Source organism: Streptomyces fuscigenes (assembly GCF_021556455.1).
Taxonomy (GTDB): domain Bacteria; phylum Actinomycetota; class Actinomycetes; order Streptomycetales; family Streptomycetaceae; genus Streptomyces; species Streptomyces fuscigenes.
This window is the reverse complement of the sequence record NZ_JAKGCV010000475.1, coordinates 1-4,059: the sequence shown is the minus strand read 5'-3', so window position 1 is coordinate 4,059 and position 4,059 is coordinate 1. Positions and strand designations below refer to the sequence as shown.

Annotated in this window: 3 protein-coding genes and 1 pseudogene; 2 read left to right on the top strand and 2 right to left on the bottom strand. The window is 74.7% G+C overall.

What is annotated here, in order from left to right:
* Positions 1-183: 183 nt before the first annotated feature.
* Positions 184-846, top strand: a pseudogene (locus tag L1885_RS24845) (response regulator); the annotation flags it as partial.
* 40 nt (positions 847-886) lie between these two features.
* Here L1885_RS24845 and L1885_RS24840 read toward each other — a convergent pair.
* Positions 887-2,566 carry a penicillin-binding transpeptidase domain-containing protein gene (locus L1885_RS24840; protein WP_235799412.1) on the bottom strand — a complete coding sequence of 560 codons (1,680 nt, stop codon included), beginning with the start codon at positions 2,564-2,566 and terminating at the stop codon, positions 887-889.
* A 255-nt stretch (positions 2,567-2,821) separates the two neighbouring features.
* Here L1885_RS24840 and L1885_RS24835 point away from each other — a divergent pair, with 255 nt between their 5' ends.
* Entirely contained in the window at positions 2,822-3,448 is a 627-nt protein-coding gene (locus L1885_RS24835; protein WP_235799411.1) for an RraA family protein, read from the top strand.
* A 34-nt stretch (positions 3,449-3,482) separates the two neighbouring features.
* On the opposite strand, the gene L1885_RS24830 is transcribed toward L1885_RS24835, so the two are convergent.
* On the bottom strand, positions 3,483-3,815 hold the full coding sequence (locus tag L1885_RS24830; RefSeq protein WP_235799410.1) for an SCO4225 family membrane protein: 333 nt from the start codon (positions 3,813-3,815) through the stop codon (positions 3,483-3,485).
* Positions 3,816-4,059: the final 244 nt, after the last annotated feature.

Sequence of the window (4,059 nt, the reverse complement as noted above, 5' to 3'; positions counted from 1 at the left end):
GGGGCCCCGCCCGCCCGTCGCCCCGCGCGTCCCGGGTCCGGCACGCGGGCAGCGTCCGTGCGCGCCACCGGGCCCGGACGGGCCGGCCGCCCCCGGAGAGCCGGGAGGCCCCGGAGACCCGGAAGACCACGACGCGCCGGACGGTCCGGACGCGCCACGACCGACACCCCCTCGGGAGAACCAGTGATACGGGTCCTGCTCGCCGACGACCAGGCCCTCGTGCGGGCGGGCTTCCGCGCCCTGCTGGACGCCCAGCCGGACATCGAGGCGGTGGGGGAGGCCGCGGACGGCGACCAGGCGGTGCGCCAGGTGCGGCACCTGCGGCCCGACGTCGTCCTGATGGACATCAGGATGCCGGTGCTCGACGGGCTCGCCGCGACCCGGGCGGTCACCTCCGACGCCGCGCTCGACGGGGTGCGCGTCGTGATGCTGACGACGTTCGAGCTGGACGAGTACGTCTTCGAGGCGATCCGCTCCGGCGCCTCCGGGTTCCTCGTCAAGGACACCGAGCCCGACGAACTCCTGCGCGCGGTACGGGCGGTCGTGGCGGGGGACGCACTGCTGTCGCCCGGGGTGACGCGCCGGCTCATCGAGGAGTTCGCGTCGCGCTCCAAGTCGCCCGCGGCGACCGGCGGCCTGGACACCCTCACGGAACGCGAGCGCGAGGTGATGGCCCTGGTGGGCATCGGCATGACGAACGACGAGATCGCCCGGCGGCTCGTGGTCAGCCCGCTCACGGCGAAGACGCACGTCAGCCGCACGATGGTGAAGCTGGGAGCCCGTGACCGCGCCCAACTCGTCGTCCTCGCCTACGAGACGGGCCTGGTGCGGCCCGGCTGGCTGGGCTGGGCGCCCGGCACGCCGCGCCGAGGCGTTCGGCGGCGGGTCAGTCCGCTGCCAGCACCGACGCCACCAGCGGGCCCGCGGCATCGGCGCCGTGCCCGCCCGCGTCGACGACGGCGGTCGCCGCGCAGTCGTTCTGGAACGCCGTGAACCAGCTGTTGGAGACGGCCTGCCCGTCGACCTCGGCCGAACCCGTCTTCGCGCCCTTGTCGCCGCCGAGACCCGCCATGGCGTTCGCGGCGGTGCCGCTCACCGCAGTCGTGCGCATCATCCCGACGATCGACTGCGCGACGGATGCGGGCAGTTGCCGCCGCGCGGTCGCCACCTGGCGGTGGTCGAAGGACTGCGGGACGAGCACGGGCTGGTGGAAGACCCCGGCCCGGACCGTCGCGGTCACGGACGCCATGTCGAGGGCGTTCATCTGCACCGTGCCCTGGCCGATGTACTCGGCCGCCGCCTCGCCGCCCGTCTCGGCGGGCACCTTGCCGTCGAACGACACGACGCCCGTCTTCCAGTTGTTGTTGCCGAGGTCGAAGACCTCCCCGGCTTCCTTGCTGAGACCGGCGTCGTCCTTGGTGTCGTCGATCAGCTTGATGAAGGCGGTGTTGCAGGACTGCGCGAACGCGTCGCGCATCGTCGAGCCCTGCTTGAGCGAGAACGAGTCCTCGTTGTGGAACGTGCGCCCGTAGTACGTCGCCGTCGGCGGGCACTCCATCGGCTGGTCGGGGGAGGCGAGCCCCTTCTCCATCAGGAGGGCGGACGTCACGATCTTCATGGTGGAGCCGGGTGCCTGGGCTCCCTGGAGCGCCGCGTTGAAGCCGTCCGCGCGGTGGTTGGCGACGGCGAGGATGTCGCCGGTGCTCGGCCGGACCGCCACGACGGAGGCGTTGGTGTACTTGCGCACCGCGGACTCCGCGGCGGCCTGGACGCGCGGGTCGATCGTCGTGGGCACCTTGCCGGGGCGGCCCTTGGACAGCGTCAGCAGGACCCGTGCGGCGCCGTCCTGGCCCGTACCGGAGCCGTCGTCGCGGTCCTCGACCCGCAGCGTGACGCCCGGGCTGCCGCCGGCCTGCTTGCCGTACCGCTCGCGCAGGGCGGTGAGGACGGGCCCGAGGGACGGGTACTCCTTGGCGTCGAGTGCCCTCCCGGTCCGGTCGACGGCCTCGACGGGCGGCGGCGCGCCCGCGTCCGTCACCAGCGTCGTGGTGTCGGTCAGGTCCGGGTGCACGACGGCCGGCGACCACTGCACCAGCGGTTGCCCGGCGGCCCCGCGCACCACCGTCAACTGGGAGCGGTACACCCAGGGCTTGGAGGTGCCGTGGTACGAGACCGTCGCGTGCACGCTGAACGGCACGGTCGTGCCGCTCACGGTGTCCGGCGTGATGACGGCCTTCGTGACGTGCGCGGAGTCGCGGAAGTCGGCGAAGTACGGCTCGGCCTCGGTGGCCGCGTCCGTGAGGCCGGCCGCGTCCTGCGGGCTCGTGCCCTTGGCCCAGGCGGTCAGGAACTTCTTGGCCGTGCTGTTGACTTCGGCCGCCGTGAGCGGCTTGTCGTCGTGCACCGGTGCGGCGCTGCGCGGGGCGGCCTGGCTCACCAGGCCCGGATCGGAGCCGTCCGAGCCGCCGGTCAGGCCGTTGTAGAGGTTCAGGCCTCCCCAGGCGACGCCCCCCGCGACGACGGCGAACGCCCCGCCGACTATGCCCATCTTCGCTCCACCGCGCACGGCGCAGCCTCACTCCCCCCGGGTCCCCCCGGATCTTGAACAAGTTCAAAACCCTGTGTGCCTCGAACTCTACGGTGCCGCGGGGGCACGTGGGCCGAGTGTTATGCGACTGGGACCACGATCACAGCGGCGCTCTTCCCCGCCCGTCCGCGCGGCTCCTCACGTACGATCGCGCACGCCGCGCCGTGCCCCGTGCCGGCGTGTGCTCCGTGCCGGCGCGTGCGCCGACTCCCTGGCGAAAGGCGGATGCAGACCATGAACGAGGACGCCACCGGCTTCGGCTCCGTTCCCACCACCACGCTCGCCGATCTTCTCGGCCGCGAGCAGGTCATGGACATCGGCATCCGGCCGCTGTGGTCCGGCGGTCCCCGCGTGGCCGGCCCCGCCTTCACCGTCCGCTGCCCTCCCGGCGACAACCTCATGCTGCACGCGGCGATCCACCGCGCCGGGCCCGGCTCCGTCGTCGTCGTGGAGTCGGGCGACCTCGACTACGCGCTGGCCGGCGGCAACGTGTGCGCCGTGGCGCAGCGCCGGGGCGTCGCGGCATTCGTCCTCGACGGCGTGATCCGCGACGTGGGCGAGGTCGCCGAGGCCCGCTTCCCCGTGTACGCCCGGGGCGTGATCCCCATCCCGGGGACCAAGAAGGCCGTGACCCCGCTCGGCGGCGAGGTCCGCTGCGGCGGCGTACTCGTCCGCGCCGGGGACGTCGTGGTGGCCGACGAGGAGGGCGTCGTGGTCGTCCCGGGTGGGCGGGCGGCCGAACTCCTGCCCGAGGCGCGGCGCAGGCTCGCGAAGGAGGAGGCGCAGTCCCTCGACGACTGGGAGCAGGCGCACCGCCGGCGCATCGACGCCATCCTCGCGGAAGGAGGCTTCGAGGGCTGACGCCGTCACCTCGGCCGGCCCGGCCGGCCCGCCGTCACCGGCCCGCGCGTCCCGCCCCGCCGCCGCGCGGGCGCAGGGGCGCGCGGCCGGCGGCGGCACCCAGCAGCGCGGCCTGCAGGAGCGCCGCGACGACCAGGCCGACCCACGGCAGGGGGCCGGGCAGCAGCACGAACAGCAGGGAACTCGGGGCCGTGACGAAGAAGGCCCACACCCCCGACAGGCTCGCGTCCTGATGCGTCACGAACAGCACGTCGGCGGCCACCCACGCCCAGACGGCGGCCACCACGGCCAGGTAGGCGAGAGCGACGGGGTGCAGCAGGGCGCGGCGGAGCGCCGCGGTGAAGGGGTGCCGGCGGGTGGCGGCCATGTCGGGTCTCCCGGTGCCGTGGGTGCGTGCGGACCTCCACCCTCGCGCCCCCGGGCGCCCGGCGCCTGAGTACCCGTACGCAGAGGGGCCTGAGTGCCCGGACCCGTCGCCCGAGTGCCGCGCGGTCCCCTGGGGGACCGCCGCCCGGTGAACGGGTCCGCCCCGGAGCGGCCGTTCAGGGCGCCGGCGGCACGGCGGCACGTGCCGGCCGGCCGGGGCGCCCCTCGCCGAGCGGCTGCCCCGG

Excerpts from the sequence above, each read along its gene's own strand:
- L1885_RS24835 (WP_235799411.1), top strand. The coding sequence starts at position 2,822 with ATGAACGAGGACGCCACCGGCTTCGGCTCCGTTCCCACCACCACGCTC.
- L1885_RS24830 (WP_235799410.1), bottom strand. The coding sequence starts at position 3,815 with ATGGCCGCCACCCGCCGGCACCCCTTCACCGCGGCGCTCCGCCGCGCC.